Annotated in this window: 24 protein-coding genes and 1 tRNA gene; 22 read left to right on the top strand and 3 right to left on the bottom strand. The window is 51.4% G+C overall.

Going from position 1 to position 19,190, the window contains the following annotated elements:
- Window positions 1-89 precede the first annotated feature (89 nt).
- From ruvB to xerD, 16 genes are all read left to right on the top strand, one after another.
- A complete protein-coding gene (ruvB, locus tag LG202_RS12700) occupies window positions 90-1,127 on the top strand; it encodes a Holliday junction branch migration DNA helicase RuvB (protein WP_230348739.1) in 1,038 nt (345 codons plus the stop codon).
- Window positions 1,124-1,534: a tol-pal system-associated acyl-CoA thioesterase gene (gene ybgC / locus LG202_RS12705; protein WP_230348740.1), complete on the top strand. Its 411-nt coding sequence runs from the start codon at window positions 1,124-1,126 to the stop codon at window positions 1,532-1,534. Before ruvB ends, ybgC begins: the two co-directional genes overlap by 4 nt.
- A gap of 33 nt (window positions 1,535-1,567) precedes the next feature.
- Complete coding sequence (gene tolQ, locus LG202_RS12710) at window positions 1,568-2,242, top strand: protein TolQ (protein WP_230348741.1); 675 nt, start codon at window positions 1,568-1,570, stop codon at window positions 2,240-2,242.
- 10 nt (window positions 2,243-2,252) lie between these two features.
- On the top strand, window positions 2,253-2,639 hold the full coding sequence (locus tag LG202_RS12715; RefSeq protein ID WP_230348742.1) for an ExbD/TolR family protein: 387 nt from the start codon (window positions 2,253-2,255) through the stop codon (window positions 2,637-2,639).
- Between the two features lie 3 nt (window positions 2,640-2,642).
- Window positions 2,643-3,464, top strand: coding sequence for an energy transducer TonB (locus LG202_RS12720; RefSeq protein ID WP_230348743.1), 822 nt, complete (start codon window positions 2,643-2,645; stop codon window positions 3,462-3,464).
- 198 nt (window positions 3,465-3,662) lie between these two features.
- Complete coding sequence (gene tolB, locus LG202_RS12725; RefSeq protein WP_230348744.1) at window positions 3,663-4,961, top strand: Tol-Pal system beta propeller repeat protein TolB; 1,299 nt, start codon at window positions 3,663-3,665, stop codon at window positions 4,959-4,961.
- A 138-nt stretch (window positions 4,962-5,099) separates the two neighbouring features.
- On the top strand, window positions 5,100-5,639 hold the full coding sequence (pal, locus tag LG202_RS12730; protein WP_230348745.1) for a peptidoglycan-associated lipoprotein Pal: 540 nt from the start codon (window positions 5,100-5,102) through the stop codon (window positions 5,637-5,639).
- A 3-nt stretch (window positions 5,640-5,642) separates the two neighbouring features.
- Window positions 5,643-6,467 (top strand): YbgF trimerization domain-containing protein, encoded by an 825-nt coding sequence (locus LG202_RS12735; RefSeq protein WP_230348746.1) that lies wholly within the window; start codon window positions 5,643-5,645, stop codon window positions 6,465-6,467.
- Window positions 6,468-6,473: 6 nt separating this feature from the next.
- Complete coding sequence (queE, locus tag LG202_RS12740; RefSeq protein ID WP_230348747.1) at window positions 6,474-7,112, top strand: 7-carboxy-7-deazaguanine synthase QueE; 639 nt, start codon at window positions 6,474-6,476, stop codon at window positions 7,110-7,112.
- A gap of 46 nt (window positions 7,113-7,158) precedes the next feature.
- Window positions 7,159-7,848 (top strand): 7-cyano-7-deazaguanine synthase QueC, encoded by a 690-nt coding sequence (queC, locus tag LG202_RS12745; RefSeq protein ID WP_230348748.1) that lies wholly within the window; start codon window positions 7,159-7,161, stop codon window positions 7,846-7,848.
- A 71-nt stretch (window positions 7,849-7,919) separates the two neighbouring features.
- Window positions 7,920-8,168 (top strand): 30S ribosomal protein S16, encoded by a 249-nt coding sequence (gene rpsP / locus LG202_RS12750; protein ID WP_230348749.1) that lies wholly within the window; start codon window positions 7,920-7,922, stop codon window positions 8,166-8,168.
- Between the two features lie 54 nt (window positions 8,169-8,222).
- Window positions 8,223-8,717, top strand: coding sequence for a ribosome maturation factor RimM (rimM, locus tag LG202_RS12755; RefSeq protein ID WP_230348778.1), 495 nt, complete (start codon window positions 8,223-8,225; stop codon window positions 8,715-8,717).
- Window positions 8,714-9,508, top strand: a complete 795-nt coding sequence (trmD, locus tag LG202_RS12760) for a tRNA (guanosine(37)-N1)-methyltransferase TrmD (RefSeq protein ID WP_230348750.1) — start codon at window positions 8,714-8,716, stop codon at window positions 9,506-9,508. Before rimM ends, trmD begins: the two co-directional genes overlap by 4 nt.
- A 13-nt stretch (window positions 9,509-9,521) precedes the next feature.
- Window positions 9,522-9,908, top strand: coding sequence for a 50S ribosomal protein L19 (rplS, locus tag LG202_RS12765; protein ID WP_230348751.1), 387 nt, complete (start codon window positions 9,522-9,524; stop codon window positions 9,906-9,908).
- A 104-nt stretch (window positions 9,909-10,012) separates the two neighbouring features.
- Complete coding sequence (locus LG202_RS12770) at window positions 10,013-10,501, top strand: methylated-DNA--[protein]-cysteine S-methyltransferase (RefSeq protein ID WP_230348752.1); 489 nt, start codon at window positions 10,013-10,015, stop codon at window positions 10,499-10,501.
- Complete coding sequence (gene xerD / locus LG202_RS12775; protein WP_230348753.1) at window positions 10,476-11,381, top strand: site-specific tyrosine recombinase XerD; 906 nt, start codon at window positions 10,476-10,478, stop codon at window positions 11,379-11,381. The genes LG202_RS12770 and xerD overlap by 26 nt, the downstream gene beginning before the upstream one ends.
- Here xerD and folB read toward each other — a convergent pair.
- The gene (gene folB / locus LG202_RS12780) at window positions 11,378-11,740 is read right to left on the bottom strand and encodes a dihydroneopterin aldolase (RefSeq protein WP_230348754.1); all 363 of its coding nucleotides are present in this window, start codon (window positions 11,738-11,740) and stop codon (window positions 11,378-11,380) included. The two genes, xerD and folB, sit on opposite strands and share 4 nt — an antisense overlap.
- A 70-nt stretch (window positions 11,741-11,810) precedes the next feature.
- On the opposite strand from folB, the gene plsY reads away from it, so the two are divergent.
- Complete coding sequence (plsY, locus tag LG202_RS12785) at window positions 11,811-12,401, top strand: glycerol-3-phosphate 1-O-acyltransferase PlsY (protein WP_230348755.1); 591 nt, start codon at window positions 11,811-11,813, stop codon at window positions 12,399-12,401.
- Window positions 12,402-12,410: 9 nt separating this feature from the next.
- Here the strand turns inward: plsY and tsaD are convergent, their stop codons facing one another.
- On the bottom strand, window positions 12,411-13,430 hold the full coding sequence (gene tsaD / locus LG202_RS12790) for a tRNA (adenosine(37)-N6)-threonylcarbamoyltransferase complex transferase subunit TsaD (RefSeq protein ID WP_230348756.1): 1,020 nt from the start codon (window positions 13,428-13,430) through the stop codon (window positions 12,411-12,413).
- Between the two features lie 86 nt (window positions 13,431-13,516).
- Between tsaD and rpsU the strand changes: the two genes are divergently transcribed.
- The 5 genes from rpsU (at window position 13,517) to LG202_RS12815 (ending at window position 18,118) form a co-directional block, all read left to right on the top strand.
- Entirely contained in the window at window positions 13,517-13,729 is a 213-nt protein-coding gene (gene rpsU, locus LG202_RS12795) for a 30S ribosomal protein S21 (RefSeq protein ID WP_025870166.1), read from the top strand.
- An 18-nt stretch (window positions 13,730-13,747) separates the two neighbouring features.
- The gene (locus LG202_RS12800) at window positions 13,748-14,194 is read left to right on the top strand and encodes a GatB/YqeY domain-containing protein (protein WP_230348757.1); all 447 of its coding nucleotides are present in this window, start codon (window positions 13,748-13,750) and stop codon (window positions 14,192-14,194) included.
- A gap of 74 nt (window positions 14,195-14,268) precedes the next feature.
- Window positions 14,269-15,999 (top strand): DNA primase, encoded by a 1,731-nt coding sequence (gene dnaG, locus LG202_RS12805; protein WP_230348758.1) that lies wholly within the window; start codon window positions 14,269-14,271, stop codon window positions 15,997-15,999.
- A gap of 99 nt (window positions 16,000-16,098) precedes the next feature.
- On the top strand, window positions 16,099-18,021 hold the full coding sequence (rpoD, locus tag LG202_RS12810) for an RNA polymerase sigma factor RpoD (protein WP_230348759.1): 1,923 nt from the start codon (window positions 16,099-16,101) through the stop codon (window positions 18,019-18,021).
- Between the two features lie 18 nt (window positions 18,022-18,039).
- Window positions 18,040-18,118 (top strand) — tRNA-Ile (locus LG202_RS12815).
- Between the two features lie 55 nt (window positions 18,119-18,173).
- Here the strand turns inward: LG202_RS12815 and LG202_RS12820 are convergent.
- Window positions 18,174-19,190 (bottom strand): phage integrase (locus LG202_RS12820; protein WP_230348760.1); only part of this gene is annotated, 1,017 nt, incomplete at its 5' end.

Genomic DNA, 19,190 nt, shown 5'->3' on the forward strand with positions numbered 1-19,190 from the left:
GGGAAGTCTTGCGTGGTTTTCTGTATCATGCAGATATTATGTCAATAGCCAATTAGCTACTGATCTGACGTATACCCATATTTCACCTGATGATAGAAACTGACCGCTTAATCGCCCCCTCTACCCAAGGCACGCAGGAAGAAGCGCTGGAGCGCGCATTGCGCCCCAAGGTGCTCGACGAATATGTCGGGCAGGAAAAGGCGCGCGGCCAGCTTGAAATCTTCATTAACGCTGCACGCGGGCGCTCCGAGGCGCTGGATCATGTGCTGCTGTTTGGCCCGCCTGGCCTGGGCAAGACCACCTTGGCGCACATCATCGCGAAGGAAATGGGCGTCAATATGCGCCAGACCTCTGGCCCAGTGCTTGAGCGAGCAGGTGATCTAGCCGCACTGCTGACCAATCTTGAGCCCAATGATGTGCTCTTCATTGATGAAATTCACCGTTTGTCGCCAGTGGTCGAGGAGATTCTTTATCCGGCGATGGAGGATTACCGCCTCGATATCATGATAGGTGAAGGGCCAGCAGCGCGTTCGGTGCGCCTGGATTTACCTCCCTTTACGCTGGTGGGGGCGACTACTCGTGCAGGGATGCTGACCAATCCTTTGCGTGACCGTTTCGGTATCGTCTCGCGCCTAGAATTTTATACGGCAGAAGAGCTAGCACGCATCGTACATCGCTCTGCTGGCTTGCTTGAGGTATCCATGCAGCAGCAGGGGGCGTTGGAAATTGCCCGGCGTTCGCGTGGTACGCCACGTATCGCCAATCGGCTTTTGCGCCGTGTGCGTGACTATGCCCAGGTGAAATCTGATGGCATCGTGAGTGCAGATATTGCCGATGCCGCATTGAAAATGCTGGATGTCGACAAGCTTGGTTTTGATGTGATGGACCGCAAACTGTTGTTGGCTGTGCTGGAAAAATTCGATGGTGGGCCGGTGGGGCTGGATAACCTCGCCGCGGCGATCGGCGAAGAGCGCGATACTATCGAGGATGTACTTGAGCCGTATCTCATCCAGCAAGGCTACCTGATGCGTACTCCGCGTGGGCGCATTGCCACCCAGCAGGCTTATCAGCATTTCGGTTTGGCAGTGCCAGGAAAATTGGGCACGGGAGAGCTTTGGCAGCAATGAGTTCAAGCCGGGAGTTCCGTTGGCCGGTTCGTGTCTACTACGAAGATACCGATAGTGGTGGCGTGGTTTATCACTCGAATTACCTTAAGTTCATGGAGCGTGCGCGCACCGAGTTCTTGCGTAGCCTGGGGTTTGGGCAGGCGGAACTAAGAGATGATCTTGGGGTCTTGTTCGTGGTGCGTAGCCTTGCGCTACAATACCGCCGCCCCGCGCGTTTTGATGATGTGCTGGCAGTCGTGACGCGACTCAAGGACTTTAGGCGCAGTCTCATGACATTTGAACAGAAAATCTATCGTGGCGATGAATTGCTGACTGAGGCCACGGTTGATATCGTCTGTATTGATGCTGAACAATTCAGGCCGGTCATTATTCCGGCTGTTGTACGCAACATGATTGATCCTGAGTGATCAGTCTACATGATCAAACCCAATGGAGCTTGAATGAATCCTACTGAAGACATGTCGTTTATCTCGCTGATTGCGGGTGCCAGTGTGCCCGCCCAGTTGGTGATGGCTATTCTGGTGCTGACATCGCTAATTTCTTGGTGGTATATCTTCATCAAGTTTTTTGCTATTCGCAGTGCTGATCGTGATGCGGAAGAGTTTGAGCGTGTGTTCTGGAAGGGTGGCGATCTCAACCAGCTTTATGAAAGCGTGAATTCCGGTCGCCGTAGCACGCAGGGTATGGCCAGCATTTTTGAGGCTGGCTTCAAGGATTATGCCCGCCTTAAGCGGCAATCCGGCCTGGAGGTGAGCGATGTCACCGAGGGTGCGCGTCGGGCAATGCGCGCTGCTTACAATCGCGAAATGGATGATCTGGATTCTCACCTGCCATTCTTGGCATCTGTTGGCTCTGTCAGCCCGTACATCGGTTTGCTGGGCACGGTCTGGGGCATCATGAATGCTTTCCGCGGGTTGTCCAATATGGCGCAGGCCACCTTGTCGCATGTTGCACCCGGTATTGCCGAGGCATTGGTGGCGACGGCCATCGGCCTGTTTGCTGCCATCCCTGCCGTGATTGCCTATAACCGCTTCACGGCATCTGTGGATCGTTTGGCCGTACGCTACGAGAGTTTTATCGAAGAGTTCACCAATATCCTGCAACGCAAGGCTTAAGGAGGGTGTGATGAGTCGTCGCAAATCACGCCGCCTGATGAACCAGATTAACGTCGTGCCGTACATTGACGTGATGTTGGTGCTGTTGGTGATTTTTATGGTGACTGCGCCCATGACTAATCCAGGGGTGGTCGAGTTGCCCCAAGTGGGCCAGGCCCTCAAGCAGGCGGCTGCCCCTGTTGTGATTACTGTCAAGGCGGATGGTCGTGCCGAGCTTGATGGCAAGGTGTTGCAGCGCGATGAGCTACTGTTTGCCGTCAAGACACAAATCGAGCAAACGCCTGATCGGGCGATCGTGATCGCTGCTGACAAGAATGTCCAGTATGACAAGGTGGTGACTTTGATGGACAGTCTCAAGCAGTACAAGGTGGGGTTGTTGCTCAAGCCAGCCAATTGATGCATGAAGCCACGTAATAAAAATCCTTACAAGGTCCGCGCTGCGGCACTTTCACTGCTCACCCATCTGTTATTGCTGGGGGCGTTGTTTGTGTCTTTCGATTGGAAGACTCATCAGCCAGTGACTGTCGCACAAGTTGAACTTTGGGAAAACTTGCCTGTTGCCCAGCCGGTGACTAAACCACCACAGCCACAGCCGACTCCTGAGCCACCAAAACCGGAACCCAAACCAGAGCCTAAGCCTGAACCAAAGCCCGAGCCAGCACCAGAGCCTCAACCTGAAGCTGAAATCCAGGTAAAAAAGGAGCCCGAGAAAAAGGTGGTGAAGCCGGAAAAAAAACCTGAACCAAAAAAGCCGGAGCCCAAGCCTGAACCAAAGAAGCCAGAACCGGTAAAGCCTGAGCCGAAGAAAGAGGATAAGGTCAAGCTGGATGAGCTGAAGAAGTTACAGCAACAATTACTGGAAGAAAGCGCCCAGCCTGCGGCAGCTAAAAAACAAGGGCCTACTCAATCTGGTGATAATGTGGTGAATCAGAGTGAAATAGATAAATACTTGGGTCAGATTCGCGACAAGATCAAGCGCAATGTCAACCGCCAGCTATGTGGCACGGGCAAGCCTGAGTTGGAAGTGGGCATTAGCCTGATGCCGACGGGAGAGGTTATTGGTGTGCCGCGCATATTGAAGAGCAGCGGCTTGCCAGCTTGTGATGAGGCGATTGAGCGGGCAATATTGCAGGCTCAGCCTTTGCCTGTCCCTGCTCAGTCCGAACTATTCTCGCGATTCCGCGATCTCAGGCTCAAATTCCGCCCTAATGAGGATGGTTAATCATTGCGGCTGATGAGGTGCTGGCTGCTTTTGTGATGCGGAAGTGTGAATTGTTAGCACATATCAGTTGATAGTTACATCATTGACGGCTGGAAAGCATTGTTTTGTCGAGCCCCATGGCAAGATGTGGCGGGAGTTTGATAGAATGTGCGCTTAGCTATCGGGGAACTTTGCATTATTTTATCGCCCTAAACCCTCATGAATAAATTACGCTTATTTCTCAGTCCCTTAGTTTTTCTCCTGTCATTTGGTCTCACCCATGGCGCGCATGCGGCCTTGACGGTGGAAATTGTCGGTGGTGCAGCACAGCAGATCCCGATTGCCATCGTGCCGTTTGCACAGCAGGGTAATCTCCCTGCCCAGCAAGACACGATTGCCAATGTGATTAGTGCCGATTTGCGGCGCAGCGGCTTGTTTCGAGTGCTGGAAACACGTGGTGTTGCTAATCAGCCTAGCGATATCAGCCAAGTGAGCTATTCTGATTGGGCAGCTATCCAGGCGCAGGCATTGACGATAGGTAAAGTCGAAGTATTACCAGACAATCGTCTTAAGGTGTCTTTCCGTCTGCTTGATGTTTACAAGCAAAACCAATTGGTGGGCATGGAGTACAACATTACGCCAGCCCAACTGCGCCTGACAGCGCACAAGATTGCTGATGTGATCTACCAGAAACTGACAGGTGAGCAGGGTGTGTTTGCCACCCGTATTGCCTATGTCAGCAAGTCTGCCGGGCGTTATGCCTTGCAAGTCGCGGATTCTGATGGGTATAACCCGCAGACCGTAGTTTCCTCTGTCGAGCCTATCATTTCTCCGGTGTGGTCGCCTGAAGGTAGCAGGCTGGCTTATGTTTCTTTTGAAAAGAAGAAGCCTATTGTTTATGTGCAGTCACTGGTCTCCGGTCAGCGCACCGTATTGGCCAATTTCAAGGGCAATAACAGTGCGCCATCCTGGTCACCTGATGGCAAGAAGCTGGCGATTGTATTGACGCATGCAGCCAATTCACAGGTATATAGCATCAATGCCGATGGCACTGGTTTGCAGCAGTTGACCCGCACTACTGCGATTGATACAGAACCTACTTGGTCGCCTGATGGACGCTATATCTATTTCACATCTGATCGTGGCGGTAGCCCGCAAATTTACCGTATGCCCGCCACTGGTGGCGATGCCAGTCGCATGACGTTTGAGGGCGGTTATGTGGTGAGTCCGCGTATTTCGCCAGATGGCAAGTCTCTTGCTTATATCCGCCGTGATGCCGGGCTGTTTAAGGTCGCGATACAGGATCTCCAGTCTGGTCAGGTGCAGGTGTTGAGCGACGGCCCTAAGGATGAGTCTCCCAGTTTTGCGCCTAATGGCCGCATGTTGTTGCATGCTACTCGCATCGGTGGACGTGGTGCCTTGGCCGCGGTGTCTGCTGATGGCCGCGTCAAGCAGCGTTTGAGCGAAAGTGGTGGTGATGTGCGTGAGCCTGCTTGGGGGCCGATTATCAACCAGTAGGGTGATGTAAAGAATAACAAGCAAGTTTTTGTGAAAATAGCCGTTATGCGTACGTCGGGTGTTTTTGTAACAACAGGCAAGTTTGTAGTGATGTAACAGTTGATGTGTGTCTTTAGATAATTTAAAGGAGAGAACAAAGTGAACAAGAATATCGTGATCAGTGTATTGCTCGCAGCGATGTTGGCAGCTTGCTCAAGCAAGGCAGTGAAAGAAACTCCACAAGCGGCTGTTGAAGATAAGAGTCCAGCTACAACACAAAGCAGCAGCTCCAGTGGTTCTGCTACCAGTGGCGTATCTGACTCTTCTCTGTCCAGCAACCCGCTGAAGGATCCTAACAACATCTTGTCCAAGCGCAACGTATATTTCGACTTTGACAGCGATGCGATCAAGGCAGAGTTCCGCCCATTGATCGAGGCACATGCGCAATACCTGAGCTCACATGGTGATGCCAAGGTGTTCCTGCAAGGTAATACCGATGATCGTGGTACACGTGAATACAACTTGTCCTTGGGTCAACGCCGTGCTGTTGCCGTCAAGAAGGTGTTGAACCTGCTGGGCGTACAAGATGCACAGATCGAGACTGTCAGCTTCGGCAAGGAAAAGGCTAACGCTGCTTGCGCTGACGAAACTTGCTGGCAGCAAGATCGCCGTGTAGAACTTCAATATCAAGGCGAGTAATTCATGATGCAGCGTTTACTGGTGTTGGTTGTCGTCGGTTTTCTTTCTCTGCCTCTTCTCGCGCAGGCTGCGCTATTTGGGGATGATGAAGCAAGAAAAAAGATTGCAGATCTGCAACAGCAGGTACAAACCCAGCACCAGGAAACGCAAGCTGCATTAGCGGAGCTGAAGAAAAGCCAGCAGGCCTTGGAAGCAAAAAGCCAAGGTATGCTGGACCTGATGGGGCAAATAGATAGGCTCAATCAGGAAATTAGCCGCCTTAGGGGTGATCTTGAGGTGGTCAATCACAATGTAGACAATACCCAGCAGCGTCAGCGTGATTTGTATGCTGATACTGACGGGCGCTTACGCAAGCTGGAAGAGGGCGGTGTATCTGCACATGCGCAGGCTGGTTCAGATGAGGGGGCAGCCCCTGCCTCGAATGGTGGTAGTGCTGGCAATCCTGAAGCGCGTGATCTGGATGCGGCCAAGGCGCTCAGTGCATCTGGAAAATTCAAGGAGGCATTTGACGCTTATAACAAGTTCCTGCAAGCCTATCCTGGCTCATCTCTGACGGCAGAGGCATTGCTTGGCTTGGGTAGTGCCCAGTTTTCATTGAAGAACTACAAGGCTTCCATTAGCACCCAGCAGAAACTGATTTCGCAGTTTCCGAATAGCGACAAGGTGCCAGATGCCTTGTTTAGTATTGCCAATAGCCAGATCCAGCTTTCTGATGTGGATGGTGCCAAGAAAACCTTGCGTGGTTTATTGGAGAAATTTCCCAGCCACGAATTGGCGCCGAGTGCCAAGCGACGCCTGAATGTGCTGGACTCAATCAAGTCCAGATAGTTTCCTGTGTTACGTATTCATGAGATTTTTTACTCCCTGCAAGGGGAGTCATCGCGTGTAGGCCTGCCTACCGTTTTTGTGCGCCTTACTGGGTGCCCGATGCGCTGCGTCTATTGTGATACCGAGTATGCCTTCAAGGGCGGTAGCAACATGACACTGGATGCTATCCTTGAACAGGTGGCCAGCTACGGTGCGCACTATGTCTGTGTGACCGGGGGCGAGCCTCTGGCGCAAAAGAAAGGCTGTCTGGAGCTGTTAAAGCGACTGTGTGACGCTGGGTATGAAGTTTCGCTAGAAACCGGTGGTGCGATCGCCACGGATGGTGTTGATGAGCGCGTGGCGGTGATTCTGGACATTAAAACGCCAGATTCAGGCGAGCTCGCCAAAAATCACTGGGATAATCTCTCTCGCCTCAAGCCTAATGATGAAATCAAGATCGTGCTCTGTAGTCGAGCAGATTATGAGTGGGCCAAGCAATTGCTGGCCGAACATGCGCTCAACGAGAAATGTCCCGTTATTTTTTCACCGGTTTACAGCCAAGTGAAGCCTGCAGAGCTTGCTGACTGGGTGTTGGCAGATAAATTGCCAGTGCGTATGCAAGTGCAGTTGCACAAAATTCTCTGGGGCGAGACCCCGGGAAAATAATCAAAGCTGGTTACCACTCGGTAGCCATTCTTGAGGAATTAACGTCATGAGCAAAAAAGCCGTCGTGCTATTGTCAGGTGGCTTGGATTCGGCCACTGTGCTGGCGATTGCCCGCAGTCAAGGCTATGAAGCCTATTGCTTGAGTCTTGATTACCAGCAGCGCCATCGCGCCGAGCTTGATGCGGCTGAGCGTGTTACCCAGGCGCTGGGGGCTGTCATGCACCGAACGGTCAAGCTTGATCTATCGATTTTTGGTGGCTCTGCCTTGACCGATGCCTCAATTGCCGTACCTGAGGCACCAGCGGAGGGGATCCCCGTAACTTATGTACCTGCGCGCAATACCATTATGTTGTCGCTTGCGTTGGCTTGGGCAGAGGTACTGGATGCGCGTGATATTTTCATTGGTGTCAATGCCTTGGATTATTCTGGTTACCCGGATTGTCGCGGTGAATACGTTCGTGCTTTCCAGGCCATGGCTAATCTTGCAACCAAGAGTGCTGTTGAAGGCCGTACAATCAGCATCCACGCGCCATTGATCGAAATGACCAAGGCGCAAATCGTGAAGCAGGGGACTGCACTAGGGCTTGATTATGGCATCACTGTTTCTTGCTACCAGGCAGATGCGCAAGGACATGCATGTGGTGTGTGCGATTCTTGCCGATTACGGCGTCAGGGCTTTATTGCAGCAGGCTTGGCTGATCCCACGCGTTATGCATCGACAGCAAAAACTGCATGATGGACTTGCCAAGACTATAAAAAATAACGTAAAATCCGCGCCTTTCAGTCCAATCCAAAGAGAACAAGATTATGGTGATTATTCGTCTCGCCCGCGGTGGCGCGAAGAAAGCTCCTTTTTACAGCGTTGTTGTAGCTGATTCCCGTAACCGTCGTGATGGTCGCTTCATTGAGCGTGTTGGTTTCTACAACCCACTCGCGAAAGAAGGCCAAGAAGGCCTGCGTCTGAACAGCGAGCGTATCGCTCACTGGCGTAGCAACGGTGCTCAGTTGTCTGAGAGCGTAGCCCGCTTGGTTAAGCAAGCTCAAAAGTCTGCTTAATTTAAGGACCGCTGTGCAAGCGGTTATTAGCAAGCTGTGAGTGAATTAGTCATTATGGGGCGCATCGTCGCCCCTTATGGCGTTTATGGTTGGGTAAAAGTCCAGCCAGATACCGAGTATATCGATAGCCTGTTTGACTATGATCGCTGGTTGCTGGGACGTGCTGATCCAAAATATCCTGAGCAATGGCAGTCATATGAAGTAGAAAAGGCCAAGGTCCATAACGATCTCCTGCTGGTCAAGCTGGAAGGCGTCGATGACCGTGACCAGGCTTTCGCTTGCAAGGGTATGCATGTCGCGGTACGCCGAGACGAATTACCTGAGCCAGATGAGGGCGAGTATTACTGGTCTGACCTGATTGGCTTGCAAGTGCGTAATCAGTCTGGTGTCGATTTCGGTCAGATTGCCGATGTATTCGCGACTGGTGCTAATGATGTGTTAGTGGTCAAGGGTGATCGGGAGCGTTTGGTGCCGTTTGTCGGGCAGGTCGTGCTTGAGGTGGATGTAGTCGCTAAGACCATGCTGGTGGATTGGGATGCTGAATTTTGAGCGATGCTGATCAGGCGCAGGAAAAGCCTGCCACGCAGTTTGACGTGGTGACGTTGTTCCCGGAAATGTTTGACGCGCTGACCAAGTTTGGTATTAGTTCCCGGGCACAAGAACGCAAGATTTATGAGTTGGCTTTGTGGAATCCCCGAGATTTCACGACAGATAATTATCGTACCATTGACGATAGGCCTTATGGCGGTGGACCTGGTATGGTGATGCTGGCAGAGCCATTGGAAAAGGCGATCGCTGCGGCCAAGGCAAGGCAGCAATTGCGTGGGGTCGAAAATCCTAAAGTGATTCACCTCTCGCCACAAGGTATTCCGCTCAAGCATGAGCATGTGATGCAGTTGAAAGATGTGCCGGGCCTGATTTTATTGGCTAGTCGTTATGAAGGTGTAGATGAGCGATTGCTGTCTACCCTGATCGATGAAGAATACTCTATCGGGGACTATGTGTTGTCTGGTGGTGAAATTCCTGCCATGGTGATACTGGACTCGATCATCAGGCAGTTGCCTGGCAGTTTGGGTGATGCTGGCTCGGCAGAGGAAGATTCTTTTGCTGATGGATTGCTGGATTGCCCGCATTACACGCGCCCCGAGGAGTATGCGGGGCAAAAGGTGCCGGAAGTATTGCTCTCCGGTAACCATGCAAAGATCAAGCGCTGGCGGTTGAAACAATCGCTGGCGCGAACTCGGGCAAGACGCCCGGATTTATTGGCCGCAAGGTCGTTGACGAAAGAGGAATCTCGGCTGCTCAATGAAATAGAGCAGGAACAAGACTCCCATAACTAAAAGGAAGCAAGAAATGGCTGATATCATCAAGCAACTGGAACAGGAAGAAATTGCCCGTCTTGGCAAAACCATCCCTGATTTCGCTCCCGGTGACACTGTTGTGGTGGGTGTTAACGTAGTTGAAGGTACACGTAAGCGTGTGCAGGCATACGAAGGCGTTGTGATCGCAATCCGCAACCGCGGTTTGAACTCCTCATTCATCGTGCGCAAAATCTCCTCTGGTGAAGGCGTAGAGCGTACTTTCCAAACTTACTCTCCACTGATCGCTAGCATTGAAGTGAAGCGCCGTGGTGACGTACGCCGTAGCAAGCTGTATTACTTGCGTGAGCGTTCCGGTAAGTCCGCACGTATCAAGGAAAAGCTGCAACTGCGCAACAAGGAAACCAACAGCGCAGAATAAGCGTCTGGTTTTTCGTAGTTCAAAAAAGCCCCGGTTTTCGGGGCTTTTTTATTTTCTTGATGCCGAGTTTTATCTACCTCGCTATTTTCCTCTATGATCTTGCTATGAAACCAAAGTCAGAGCCCGCTTTTGATGCTGTCGTGGCAGCGCCATTCGGAGCAATAGGTATTGATGTCTCGAATGACTACGTGACGGGAATGCGCCTGCTCTCTATGGAGTTGCCAGCATCTTGTAGCGACAACCCTTTTGTTCAGCAGGTTGCTCGCCAGGTTGCACAATATTTACAAGATGCGACCGTACCGCTGGATTTTCCTTACTTATTGCAAGGCACCTTGTTCCAGAAGCGTGTGTGGCAGGCGATGGTTGAGATTCCGCTGGGGAAAGTGTGGACGTATAGTGAACTTGCGGAGCGTGTACGATCTGGTCCGCGGGCAGTTGCCAATGTTTGCGGTGCCAACCACCTGACTTTGGTGGTTCCGTGTCATCGTATTGTTGCCAAGAGCGGCTTGGGTGGTTTCATGCAAGGCGATGCCAAAGGCCTGGAGATCAAACGCTGGTTGTTGCAGCATGAGCAAGCCGATGGATACTACTGAGGCGCTGCTTGATCATTTTCTGGACCATTTGTGGCTGGAGGATGGCTTGGCAAAAAACACCCTGGCTAGTTACCGCCAAGACCTTGCTGCATTTGCTACTTGGCTGCAACAGGATAAAGGTAAAGTCATGCTGCAAGCGGGGCCTGAGGATATCCAGGGTTTTATTGCGTTGCGCTTTCCCCAAAGCAAGCCGCGCAGTATCAGTCGCCTAGTGGCTAGCCTACGGCGTTTTTATCGTTTTGCCCTGCGGGAATCGCATATTAATGTAGATCCCAGTCTTCACCTCGAGTCGCCCAAATTACCACGCTCATTGCCTAAGAGCTTGAGTGAGGACGATGTAGAGCAACTCATCAACTCCCCCGACTACAATACGCACCTTGGTCTGCGTGATCGTGCCATGCTGGAAACCTTGTATGCCACAGGTTTACGAGTTTCGGAACTAGTTGGTATGCAGGTGACAGAGCTTAGCTTAACCGATGGGGTGGTGCGTATTACCGGTAAAGGCAGCAAAACCCGGTTGGTGCCCTTGGGTGAACAGGCGGTGGAGTGGTTGTCGCGCTATCTTGCAGAAGCGCGCCCGGCAATTCTGCAGCAGCGGTTGAGTGATCACTTGTTTGTAACCCAGCGTGGCGAAGGCATGACACGTCAAGCTTTTTGGTATTTGATCAAGCGGTATGCCGCTATTGCTGGCATCAAGGTTTCCTTGTCACCCCACGTATTGCGCCATGCCTTTGCTACCCATCTCCTCAACCACGGCGCCGACCTGCGCGTAGTGCAGATGCTACTGGGCCATGCCGACATCTCTACTACGCAGATTTATACCCATGTTGCGCGTGAGCGCTTGAAGCAGCTGCATCAGGTGCACCACCCTCGAGGCTAAGAGGGGTGCTGATTGCCGCGCTCTATTACCACTCCCAACGCCTTCAACCCCGGTAAGATGCCTGGCTTGGCAACGCGTAATTTGACCCATGGTGCACCGAATTCTCCCATGATGAGCTGGCAGATATGTTCTGCCAGTGCTTCGACCAGCTTGAATGACTTTGATGTGAGTGTTTCTCGGATGCGAGAGACCACAACGCCATAGTCTATGGTGTCTGTAATGTCGTCAGTCTGGCACGAGTGGCTGTGCGGCATGGCGATTTCAATGTCGAGAATGATCGTTTGTGCGACCAGCCGCTCCCAATCAGGCACGCCCAAATGAGTTTCAACTTTGACTTCGCTGAGAAAAATAATGTCCATAAAGGCTGGGATCCTGCGTTAGAGCTTGAGGGCTGATAGAATACTGCAATTCAATTTTAATCCAATCTTCATGAATAACGCAGTTTTCGTCATCGCCGCTTATCTTCTCGGCTCAATTTCTTTTGGCATATTGGTGAGCAAGGCCTTTGGTTTGCCTGATCCACGTACTGTCGGTTCTGGTAACCCAGGTGCAACCAACGTATTGCGCAGTGGCAAGAAGCTCGCAGCGTTACTAACATTGCTCGGGGATGCGGCTAAAGGCTGGTTGCCGGTTTGGCTGGCGCAATATTATGCATTGCCGGCAGATGTAATCTGCTGGATTGCCCTCGCGGTATTTCTGGGTCATTTGTATCCAGTGTTCTATCGTTTCAAGGGCGGCAAGGGGGTGGCGACTGCTTTGGGCGTCTTGCTTGCATTCTCGCCATTATTGGCTGGGCTGGCTTTGTTGAGCTGGGTTGCGGTGTTCGCCTTGACGCACTTTTCATCGCTCGCGGCATTGACGGCGGCGGCCTTGGCACCAGGATTCGCCTGGCTGTTGCTGACTCAGGTTGGATATATCATTGTGGTATTTGTGTTGTCCCTTCTACTGATTTGGCGCCATCGCAGCAATATCCGCAAATTGCTTGACGGTACAGAATCTGGTTTTAGTAAAAAGCCTTGATTCGCTTGCTTAAGGCTTGGTCAATTCTGCCAAATCCCATCGTGGCCTGACTGTGAAGCTGTGGTCGGTTTGCTTGGCGTGTTGCATCCGCATCGCGCCAGCAAAGGCGATCATAGCGCCATTGTCAGTGCAGAACTCCAGCCTTGGATAGTGCACTTGATATTGCCTGCGCTTGGCTGCCATGTTCAAGCGTTCACGCAGGCGCGCATTGGCACCTACGCCACCTGAGACAATCAATTGCTTTAGCCCGGTTTTGTGTAATGCGTTCATACATTTTTTGGTAAGCACTTCGGTGACTGCTTCTTGAAATTCGTGAGCAATATTGGCGCGTGCGGCATCGTCCAATGTATGGTTGTGTTGGTTAACGAGTGTAAGTACGGCGGTTTTTAAACCGCTGAAGCTGAAATTGAGATCTGCGCTATTGAGCATGGGGCGAGGTAATTGGTATGTGCCGGGTTGTCCTAGGCTGGCAAGCTTTGAAACTGCTGGGCCGCCAGGGTAGCTGAGGCCCAGCAGTTTGGCTGTTTTGTCGAAAGCTTCACCTGCGGCATCATCTAAGGTATCGCCCAACAATTCATAATCACCAATCGCGGAAACGCGCATTAATTGAGTGTGGCCTCCTGAAACTAACAAGGCGACAAAAGGAAATGCGGGTGGGTTAGGCTCAAGTAAGGGGGCAAGCAAGTGCCCTTCAAGATGGTGTACGCCTATGGTTGGCACATTGAGACTGAAGGCCAGGGATTCGGCAATGCTGGTGCCGACCAATAATGCACCGGATAGGCCAGGGCCTTGCGTGTAGGCGATGCCGTCTACATCGGCGAGTGATTTACCGGCTTTTTCCAGGACGTGTTGTGTCAGGGGTAGGGCTCTGCGAATATGGTCGCGTGAAGCGAGTTCTGGTACTACGCCGCCATAAGCCGCATGCATATCGATTTGGGAGTGCAATGCATGTGCCAGCAAGCCTTGCTCCGTGTCGTACAGGGCAAGCCCGGTTTCGTCGCAGGAAGATTCGATGCCGAGAATTAACATAAGTTTCAGGATAATGTTGATAAAACAATAATGAGGCGCTAGAATAGCAAACTTTTTCACCCTTTCTCAAAGGTAAAGTGATTTAAATGTCTAGCGTACGTGTAAAAGAGAACGAGCCGTTTGACGTGGCTCTGCGCCGTTTCAAGCGCATGATTGAAAAAACAGGCCTTCTGACTGACTTGCGCGCTCGCGAGTTCTATGAAAAGCCAACATGGGAGCGCAAGCGTAAGGCTGCTGCTGCTGTTAAGCGTCATTACCGTCGTATCCGCAGCCAGACTCTGCCAACCAAGCTTTACTAAGCGTTAGGTAGTACTGCTGTGACAATTAAGGCAAAAGTTGCCGAGGATATGAAAGCCGCGATGCGTGCAAAAGATAGTGCACGTCTCGGGGCTATTCGCCTTTTGCAGGCGGCGATCAAGCAGCGTGAGGTGGATGAGCGTATTGAGTTGGATGATGGTCAAGTAATTGAAGCGATCGAAAAGATGCTCAAGCAACGCCGTGATTCCATCACGCAGTACGAAGCTGCCAATCGCCATGATCTGGCTGATGTCGAGAAGTTTGAAGTCACTGTCTTGAAGGAGTATCTGCCAGCAGCGTTATCCGACGAAGAGGTGGATGCTATTCTTGATAGTGTTATTGCTGAAACCGGAGCTGCCAGCATTAAGGATATGAGTAAGGTGATGGCGGCGATTAAGCCTAAGGTGGTTGGGCGTGCCGATATGGGCAAGATTTCAGGATTAATCAAGTCCAAGCTTGCTGCGTGAACCTAATTGCCCGGTTGTATTGAAAAGGGAGCTTCGAGCTCCTTTTTTGCTTTTTTGCGCTATTATTTTCACTCATGATTCCTGATTCCTTTATTCAAGAGTTGCTCAATCGCGTCGACATCGTCGATGTGATTGACCGTAGCGTGCCCTTGAAGAAGGCGGGAGCCAATTACTCTGCATGTTGCCCGTTCCATAACGAAAAATCCCCGTCTTTTACCGTGAGTCCTACCAAGCAGTTTTATCACTGTTTTGGCTGCGGTGCACATGGTTCCGCACTGGGCTTTGTGATGGAGTATCAAGGCATCAGTTTTGTAGAAGCGGTGCATGAGCTTGCGAAGTCTGTTGGCATGATCGTGCCGCAGGAGTCACGCCCAGAGGACGCGGTGAGGGCTAAGGTTATCCCGGGTTTGCAGGAGGTGATGCAGCAAGCAGCGGATTATTATAAGGCTGAATTGAAAAAGTCACCACGTGCGATTGAATATCTCAAGGGGCGCGGGTTGAGTGGTCAAGTGGCGGCGCGTTTTCAGATTGGATATGCGCCTTCAGGTTGGCAAAACCTGGAGGCTATATTCTCTGATTATCGCCACGAAGTACTGCAAACTGCAGGCTTGGTGATTGATAACGAACAGGGGCGTCGTTATGACCGCTTTCGTGATCGTATCATGTTCCCTATTCATGACCAGAAGGGCCACGTGATTGGGTTTGGTGGTCGAGTGTTGGAGAGTGCGGATGCGGGCGCGAAATACTTGAATTCTCCAGAAACGCCCTTATTTCAAAAGGGTCATGAATTATATGGCCTATTTCTCGCACGACGAGCTATCCGTGAAGCATCCCGAGTGCTCGTTGTTGAAGGGTATATGGATGTGGTGGCGCTGGCGCAGTATGGTATTGACTATGCCGTGGCGGCACTCGGTACGGCGACAACGCCTACCCATATCACCAAGCTCATGCGCCAGACGGATGATATTGTCTTCTGCTTCGACGGTGATAATGCCGGCAAAAGTGCAGCTTGGCGTGCTGCGATGAATGCATTACCTGCGCTCAAGGATGGGTTGCGGCTGAGCTTTTTGTTTTTGCCGGCCGAACATGATCCAGATAGTTATGTGCGCGAATTTGGCAAAGAGGCGTTTGAAGCGTTGATGGGGCGTGCTTTGCCTTTGTCGCAATACTTGGTGCAGGAGCTGAGCGTCAATAATCCTCTTCAATCGCAAGAGGATAAGGTGCAGTTCCTCAATGAGGCGGAGCCTATCTTGAAGCAGATTCAGGCACCGAGGCTGGCGTTGTTGTTGCGCAAGCGTATTGCTGAGTTGGCCGAAGTTTCTGGCGATGAAATGCGCCGCATGATGAAGCTGCCGGAAACTAATCGTCCGCAAAAGCGGTCTGCTCCCAAGCAGGCGCGTACCACAATGTCGTTGCAGCGCAGATTTGCATTAATGGCGATCATGCAGCCGCGTTTGGTGCAAGAGAATGATCGGGAGTGGTTAACAGGAACCTCTGATGAAGATGAGATGGTGCGCCAGGTGGTGGCATTGGCACTAGCGAATTCCAATGCCAAGCCGGTTGCCATGTTGCATGCACTGGAGCCGCTCATTGATGTGCGTTTGCTGCCGGATTTGCAGCGCGAATTGCATCAGCTTGATGAGAGCTTAGACTTGGCATTGGAGTTTGATGGGGTCCGCAAGCAGTTAAAAGATATGTCTACGCAGCGCCAGAAAGCGTTTGCGGTGGATAGGCTCAAGGAGAAGAGCCTGAGCCAGCTTACAGATGAAGAGCGAGAGCTATTGAAGTCCATTAGCACCCGTTAAGTGTGTCATGGCAGATAGTAAAACTGCTAAAAATTGTAGGTGTTTTTAAGGTATAATCTAGGGTTTTTCGTACTCAACCGCAGTTCGATGGGGTCAAGCATGGCTAAAGAGCAACAGAACGACAATCAAAACGACAAAGCTGATATCACGCTGAATGACGCGGATATACGTCGCACGCGGTTGAAGTCCCTTATCGTCTTGGGTAAGGAGCGTGGGTATCTGACCTACGCTGAAATTAACGACCACTTGCCAGATGATGTGCAGGATTCTGAACAGATCGATGGCATTATCGGCATGATCAATGACATGGGTATTCAGGTGTATGAAGAAGCACCGGATGCCGAAGCGCTGCTGATGTCCGATGCTCCTGCGCCGGTGGCTGATGAAGATGCTGTTGAGGAAGCTGAGCAAGCGTTATCCACTGTTGACTCCGAATTTGGTCGTACCACTGACCCTGTGCGTATGTATATGCGCGAGATGGGTACGGTTGACCTGCTGACCCGTGAAGGCGAAATCGAAATCGCCAAGCGTATTGAAGATGGCCTCAAGCACATGGTGCAAGCTATTGCAGCCTGTCCCAGCACCATTACTGAATTGCTGTCTATGGTAGACCAGGTCGAGAAAGGCGAGCTCGGGGTTGATGATCTCGTAGATGGCTTGATTGATGCCGATGATGGCTTAGGTGCCGAAATCGCGGCCGAAGAGACAGCCGAGACAGATGATGTCGCCGACGAAGATAGCGACGATGAAGACGAAGATGATGATGGTGCCAAGGCAGCTGCGATTTCTGCGGAAGCGCTAGCCAAGCTTCGTGAAGAAGTGTTGGCACGCTTTGCCGTCATTCGTGGCGCCCATGAGAAAATGACAGTTCTTTTGACGAGCAAAGGCTCTCAGGATAAGGAATATCTCAAGCTGCAAGCAGCCATTATTGATGAGCTCATGGCTTTCCGCTTCTCTGCGAAGCAAGTTGAGGCCTTGTGTGATCGTGTACGTGGCATGGTGGATGAAATCCGTAGTCACGAACGCAAGATCATGGATTTCTGTGTTGAAAAGGCCGGCATGCCTAGGCCTCATTTCATTAAGAGCTTCCCTGGTAATGAAGGCAATTTGGAGTGGTTGGCGGTGGAGTTGGCTGTCAATAAGCCTTATGTAGAACGCCTGGAGCGTTTCCGACACTCGATTGATGATCAGCAGCAGCAATTACTTGATATTCAAGATCGTGTAGGTATTCCGATCAAGGAGCTCAAGGAAATCAACAAGCAGATGTCCACAGGCGAAGCCCGTGCACGTCGTGCCAAGCGCGAAATGATCGAGGCTAACTTGCGCCTAGTGATCTCTATCGCCAAGAAATATACCAACCGTGGCTTGCAATTCCTTGATCTGATCCAGGAAGGCAACATTGGCTTGATGAAGGCGGTGGACAAGTTTGAATATCGTCGTGGCTACAAGTTCTCGACTTACGCTACATGGTGGATTCGTCAGGCCATTACCCGCTCCATCGCAGATCAGGCGCGTACTATCCGTATTCCTGTACATATGATCGAAACCATCAATAAGATGAATCGTATCAGCCGTCAAATTCTGCAGGAAACTGGGTTAGAACCAGATCCAGCGACCCTGGCGGAAAAGATGGAAATGCCGGAAGACAAGATCCGTAAAATCCTCAAGATTTCCAAGGAGCCAATCTCCATGGAAACCCCAATTGGCGATGACGATGACTCTCACTTGGGTGATTTCATTGAGGATGTGGCAACGCTTGCTCCCGTCGACGCGGCAGTGTACGCAAGCTTGCGCGATGCGACCAAGGAAGTGCTAGAATCGCTGACCGCAAGGGAAGCTAAAGTGTTGCGTATGCGCTTTGGTATCGAAATGAACACTGACCACACGTTGGAAGAGGTCGGTAAGCAGTTCGATGTTACACGTGAACGTATCCGTCAAATTGAGGCTAAGGCATTACGCAAACTGCGCCACCCAACTCGTTCTGAACGTCTGCGCAGCTTCCTCGAAACTGGCAACGACTAAGAGCGCAACAAGCTTTTAGGGCCTCTAGCTCATGCATGGTTAGAGCAGCGGACTCATAATCCGTTGGTGCCCGGTTCGACTCCGGGGAGGCCCACCAAAGAATCAAGGGGTTACGTGAAAACGTAACCCCTTTTCTGTTTCTAGCGTCAACACTATGTCAACATCGCTAGAGGGTTGAAGGTTTTGGCTTCTTGCAGGTGTTCTGGTGCGAGGTGAGCATACTTCATAGTCATAGTGATCGAGCTATGGCCAAGGATACGTTGTAGGGTGAGGATATTGCCACCGTTCATCATGAAGTGGCTGGCAAAGGTATGGCGCAACACGTGGGTGAGCTGGCCTTGTGGTAAGTCGATATCCAGGGATGCAATGCAGCGCCGGAAGTCTTCGTAACAGTCCTTGAATAAACGCATGCCAAAACCTTTGTTTTGGCGATTTGCGATTTCATCAACCAGGTCTTGTGTGATGGGTATGGTGCGATTCTTACCTGACTTTGTTTTTGTGAAGTGCACCTGGTTGTTTTTGATCTGGCCATTGCGTAGTTCTTCTGCTTCGCTCCAACGTGCACCGGTGCTTAGGCAGATTTTGGCGACTAAGTATGTGTTGGTCTGCCTCAGCTGGAGAGCGCCCAGAAGGATTTTGATTTGTTCGTGATTGAGGTAGGACAATTCACGCTCTTCTAGCTTGAATTGCCGAAGATCCCGCAATGGGTTCTCTTTTGTCCATTCGCCTACGCGGCGCAATTCGTTGAATACTGCGCGTAGGTAGGCGTGTTCCCTGTTCATGTTGTTTGCAGTGACACCGCTTTCAATGCGCTTGGTTCTGTAGCTGGAGAACATGGCCGCATTGAATGTGGCAGCGGTAGGGTTCTGCATGGCTTTTGCCATGGATAGCAGGCGCTGATAGGTATCTTTGCCTGATCTTAGTTGATTGCCGTGGTGTTTATACCAGAGTTCGATAAGGTCGGTTAGGCGGCGATTATCTCGCTTTTGTGGTTGCCATGCTGGCGTTTGAATGACTTGGGTTTTGACCCAGGCTTCCCAGGCCAAAGCTTCAGCTTTGGTGGATAGGGTTTTGCGGAAGCGCTTCGCGCCCCGGCCACCGGGTTGGATGTCTACGAGCCAGCCAGAAGGAGTTTTTTTGATGGTCATGATTGGGGCATCTCCGAAGTT

It is taken from the genome of Methylobacillus methanolivorans (assembly GCF_054588515.1).

Excerpts from the sequence above, each read along its gene's own strand:
- LG202_RS12720 (WP_230348743.1), top strand. The coding sequence starts at position 2,643 with ATGAAGCCACGTAATAAAAATCCTTACAAGGTCCGCGCTGCGGCACTT.
- tolQ (WP_230348741.1), top strand. The coding sequence starts at position 1,568 with ATGAATCCTACTGAAGACATGTCGTTTATCTCGCTGATTGCGGGTGCC.
- rpsU (WP_025870166.1), top strand. The coding sequence starts at position 13,517 with ATGTCTAGCGTACGTGTAAAAGAGAACGAGCCGTTTGACGTGGCTCTG.
- rimM (WP_230348778.1), top strand. The coding sequence starts at position 8,223 with ATGGGGCGCATCGTCGCCCCTTATGGCGTTTATGGTTGGGTAAAAGTC.
- rpsP (WP_230348749.1), top strand. The coding sequence starts at position 7,920 with ATGGTGATTATTCGTCTCGCCCGCGGTGGCGCGAAGAAAGCTCCTTTT.
- plsY (WP_230348755.1), top strand. The coding sequence starts at position 11,811 with ATGAATAACGCAGTTTTCGTCATCGCCGCTTATCTTCTCGGCTCAATT.
- tsaD (WP_230348756.1), bottom strand. The coding sequence starts at position 13,430 with ATGTTAATTCTCGGCATCGAATCTTCCTGCGACGAAACCGGGCTTGCC.
- LG202_RS12715 (WP_230348742.1), top strand. The coding sequence starts at position 2,253 with ATGAGTCGTCGCAAATCACGCCGCCTGATGAACCAGATTAACGTCGTG.
- rplS (WP_230348751.1), top strand. The coding sequence starts at position 9,522 with ATGGCTGATATCATCAAGCAACTGGAACAGGAAGAAATTGCCCGTCTT.
- tolB (WP_230348744.1), top strand. The coding sequence starts at position 3,663 with ATGAATAAATTACGCTTATTTCTCAGTCCCTTAGTTTTTCTCCTGTCA.
- ybgC (WP_230348740.1), top strand. The coding sequence starts at position 1,124 with ATGAGTTCAAGCCGGGAGTTCCGTTGGCCGGTTCGTGTCTACTACGAA.
- ruvB (WP_230348739.1), top strand. The coding sequence starts at position 90 with ATGATAGAAACTGACCGCTTAATCGCCCCCTCTACCCAAGGCACGCAG.
- LG202_RS12735 (WP_230348746.1), top strand. The coding sequence starts at position 5,643 with ATGATGCAGCGTTTACTGGTGTTGGTTGTCGTCGGTTTTCTTTCTCTG.
- LG202_RS12770 (WP_230348752.1), top strand. The coding sequence starts at position 10,013 with ATGAAACCAAAGTCAGAGCCCGCTTTTGATGCTGTCGTGGCAGCGCCA.
- rpoD (WP_230348759.1), top strand. The coding sequence starts at position 16,099 with ATGGCTAAAGAGCAACAGAACGACAATCAAAACGACAAAGCTGATATC.
- folB (WP_230348754.1), bottom strand. The coding sequence starts at position 11,740 with ATGGACATTATTTTTCTCAGCGAAGTCAAAGTTGAAACTCATTTGGGC.
- queC (WP_230348748.1), top strand. The coding sequence starts at position 7,159 with ATGAGCAAAAAAGCCGTCGTGCTATTGTCAGGTGGCTTGGATTCGGCC.
- dnaG (WP_230348758.1), top strand. The coding sequence starts at position 14,269 with ATGATTCCTGATTCCTTTATTCAAGAGTTGCTCAATCGCGTCGACATC.
- xerD (WP_230348753.1), top strand. The coding sequence starts at position 10,476 with ATGAGCAAGCCGATGGATACTACTGAGGCGCTGCTTGATCATTTTCTG.